The organism is Akkermansia sp. N21116, from assembly GCF_029854705.2.
In the GTDB taxonomy this organism is placed as follows: domain Bacteria; phylum Verrucomicrobiota; class Verrucomicrobiia; order Verrucomicrobiales; family Akkermansiaceae; genus Akkermansia.
The window spans coordinates 927743-931666 of the sequence record NZ_CP139035.1 but is presented as its reverse complement, the minus strand read 5'-3'; the positions used below and the strand labels follow the sequence as shown (position 1 = coordinate 931666).

Below are 3924 nucleotides of genomic sequence, written 5' to 3'. Positions count from 1 at the left end.
AACGTTGGTTGATTAAAAATGGTTGAAGGAAGATTAAAAAGCAGGGGAGAGGATAAGGGTTCCGAAAACGGAACGACGACTTCCCGGACGCCGGAAAGAAGGAAATCGCATGGAAGAAGCCGCACGGCCATGTCCGCGCGCGCCGTTGGAAACAAAAGTTTTACGACGCATTTCATCAAATTGAAAATCAAACGATTGCGCAAGATTCGAGAAGTCGGACAGAATCCCGCAAGAAGATTCCAAAAGAGAGTTCGGACAGTCGCTATGTGGAAAAATGTCCGGTATCTGGTGTACATTCTCCACTCCAATACAATCGGTCATAGTTGCAAAATAGCGGATTTAGCATCCACTTGTTTTTTGCACAACGCATTCGAAGCCATCGTGATAAGAAATCAATCATACAATGCCAATTCCTTCGGCTTCTTGTGTGTCAAATTTTTTATATTCTTTTTGCAAAAGAAAAAAGAAAACACTTGATGACGGATGCTAAATCCGCATGTCTCTTAAGGGGAAAAAGAAAAGATCCGATTGAATGTTTGGAACGGCAGAAACAAACAAATGCGGAATCATAACCCGACGCGACCGGACTTCCCGATCTGGAACGCGGACTGCTCGAATTTTTCCTCCGGATCAAGCGGAACCTAGAAATCAAGCCTCTTACGGGACGTGCGGCCATGCCGTCAAAACGCCAATTCGAACAGTTCCCGCAACCGGTATACCCTGATAGTCACCGTCCGCAAATAATACCGATTATCAGCAGATCTGCACAGTGTTTTGCAAATGCCGGAATTCCCCCCCTATCTGGAAATACCGCCCTTGAGGAGTTCCCTCCGGCTTGCGCTCCAGCGGGAAAACTAGGCGACTGATTTCAATCAATTACAATATATCGACAGTATCGCGGCATCGAATAATCGCTAGCGACAATCACGATGCACCGATCAAGACCTTGCGTATTTTGTCCAATCCTCTCAACAGGATCCGCCGGGGACAGGCTATATTGAGCCTGATGAAGTTCGTACCGGCCTCTCCGTACATACTCCCGGCATTCACCATGAGCCTTTCCCTTTCTAATAGTGTCCGTGCTATGAAGTCTCCCGTCCGACCTGACGCGGAGCAGTCAATCCACACAAGATAGGTTCCTTCCAGAGGCAGAACGGAAAACTGTGGAAGCTGGAGACGGAAGAATTCTTTTAACGTTTCGTAGTTGCCGTACAAATAATTTCCCAGTTCTTCCAGCCATTCTTCCCCTTCGGTGTACGCAGCAATCAATGCATTGACAGCAAAGGCATTGACGTCGCAAACCTCATTGATATTAATGGCCCTGTCGATTTTCTTCCGGATATTTTCATCGGCTGCGACAATATTGGCGATCTGGATACCGGCAAGGTTGAACGCTTTGCTGGGAGAAATGCATGTAACCGAATGCATCCGTATCTCTTCGGATAGAGAGGCAACCGGAGTATACCGGAATCCCGGGCATACCAGTTCGCAGTGGATTTCATCAGACACAAGAAAGACATCGTTTTTCAAACAAATCCGGGCAATTTTCCCAAGTTCTTCCCGACTCCACACACGCCCGGCCGGGTTGTGCGGGTTGCACAAAAGCATGAGTTTAACCGCAGGATCGGATGCCTTTTGTTCCAGATGGTCAAAATCAATCGAATATCTCCCGTTTCGATAAAGAAGGGGACTATCAACCATAACACATTGATTATTATGGATAGATGAGAAAAAACAATTATAGACGGGAGTTTGAACGAGAACCTTGTCTCCAGGGGCGGCCAGCGCTTTGATGATGGCTGAGAGAGCCGGAACTACGCCCGTCGTATAGATAATCCATTCACGGAGGATCCGCAAACCGTGGCGACGGTCAAACCAGTCGACGATCGCATCGTAATATTCCTGGGGAACCTTCGTGTAACCGAAGATGCCATGGTCCACTCTTTCGCGCAACGCTTCAATCACGGAAGGAGCCGTGCGAAAATCCATATCGGCCACCCACATGGGGAGGATATCCGAATCGGACGGAGTATCCCACTTGTAGGAATTGGTTCCGCGGCGCGTAATGATTTCATCGAAGTTGTATTTCATGCTGTTTATTCTGTGATGGTCGTGGGATGACGGCATCGGAGTGATTCCGTCAATGTCTATTTCAGTTTAAAAGTGACAGTCGCACTCCCGGAACCGAGAGCCGCGGCAAGGCCGGAGGCGTTGTCGATGCGTCCAAGCCGTGCATAGGAGTATGATGTGGCAAAAGCCTTGTAGAAAAGAACCAATCCATCAGTTCTCCATAACATCAAGTCACCAGAATGAATGGCCTTAGGATTGACGAGTTCAACAGGCAAAGATTTGAGGATCCGGCAATATTTTTCATTTCCGTTGACGTCATCCATTATCACTGACAGAGGAAGCAGTGTCTTGAACGCGCTGGCGGTTACGTTGTCCGCAAGCGTAGCCGTAAAGGTTGATGTTCCGACTATGATTTCAATCGCGTTACTCATGGACTCGTTCTTTTGCCGTTGATGTTTCGTTGTTTTATCGCCACTTCCATGAAGGAGACTTATTCCGGAGATACCGGTACTTTCTCCGACCCGGCTCCATACCGGGAAAGCAAGAAAGGCCAGGACAAGAGAACAAAAAACCGTTCTGAAAGTTTTACCAAGGAAAAATGTTTTTTTCATCTTCGTTCATTTAAAAAGCGGGAGCCGTTTACAATAAGTCAGCATGCGCCATATCCATTCCAGAGGACCGAACAGGCAATAGCGCAACCAGATGCGGCTTAGGGCGGTTTCAACCAGATATACGCCGGCAGCTATCAACATGACGCAGGCGAGTCCGGTATCCGCTCCGAGCCCGAACCCGATCCCATAGAAAATTATCATGCCCAATACGGACTGTCCTATATAATTGCTCAAAGCCATTTGCCCCGGAGCTGCGAGTATTCCAAAAAAACGGCTTTCCCTGTGGCGAAGATATAACAGACAGAGAACCGACATGTAGGTCAATCCCAGAGGAAAGACACCGAACGTATAGAGGATCGAATGAGGGACCAGTCCCCAAGGATGCCCGTTCAACGAACTCCAGGCATAGAATACGGCAGCAGGAAGACCGATGAGGGTCCCGTACACGGCTACTTTTTTCAACAGTTCCTTGTTATCATCCAGATTGGCATACAGACGATTCCTGCCCATGTAAAAACCGAGCAGGAACAACCCCATTACTTTAAAGAAGCGATTGCCGTCGATAAACTCCTGCATTCTGACAAAAGCTCCCTGAACGAGAAATTTGAAGACGTCCGCGTAATTGCCGGCGTCCCTCAGCCAGAAAGCGAAGTTGTCATCTGTAATGCCGAATTCCGTACAGAAATGCTGCTGCATCCGGACGACAGGAGCGGACGGCACCAAGCCGGTGATTTCTCGCGCCACATCCGCTCCGACGGGAAAAATCAACAGAATCCCCGACAGGATGAGCAAAGTCCTGTTCGAAACATTCCGGAACAGAGGCAGTAGCAGGCCGAGCAAAGCATAGAGCATCAGAATATCTCCGCTCCAGATAAACATTAAATGCAAAAAACCGATGATCAGGAGAATTCCCATCCTGCGATAAAAAACGCGGAGCCCGTTTGCATGTCTACGCATGGCGTTTGCGATAATGATCGAAAAACCTATTCCGAACAACACGGAAAACATCGTATAGAATTTCCCGTCTATCAGAATGTATTGAATATAGCGGATGATCCGGTCAATACCGGCGGTAGGCATTGCTGCAGTCACATCGCTTTTTAAAAACGTGTAGAGAGAAAATTCGGGGAAGTTCGCCAAGCAGATTCCGAAGAGAGCCAGGCCTCTCAAACTATCGAGAATAATATAGCGTTCTTTTGCCCGAACCGGATGCACGGTGTCTGGATAGAGGTGTGTCATGAAG

At 48.1% G+C, this 3924-nt stretch carries 3 protein-coding genes; all 3 read right to left on the bottom strand.

The window, feature by feature from the left end; all coding sequences use genetic code 11:
* Positions 1 to 924: 924 nt before the first annotated feature.
* The 3 genes from QET93_RS03435 to QET93_RS03425 all read right to left on the bottom strand — a co-directional run bounded on the left by QET93_RS03435 (position 925) and on the right by QET93_RS03425 (position 3920).
* Positions 925 to 2091 carry a MalY/PatB family protein gene (locus QET93_RS03435; protein WP_280131404.1) on the bottom strand — a complete coding sequence of 389 codons (1167 nt, stop codon included), beginning with the start codon at positions 2089 to 2091 and terminating at the stop codon, positions 925 to 927.
* 56 nt (positions 2092 to 2147) lie between these two features.
* Entirely contained in the window at positions 2148 to 2501 is a 354-nt protein-coding gene (locus tag QET93_RS03430; RefSeq protein WP_280131405.1) for a cyclophilin-like fold protein, read from the bottom strand.
* A gap of 186 nt (positions 2502 to 2687) precedes the next feature.
* The gene (locus QET93_RS03425; RefSeq protein ID WP_280131406.1) at positions 2688 to 3920 is read right to left on the bottom strand and encodes a DUF418 domain-containing protein; all 1233 of its coding nucleotides are present in this window, start codon (positions 3918 to 3920) and stop codon (positions 2688 to 2690) included.
* Positions 3921 to 3924: the final 4 nt, after the last annotated feature.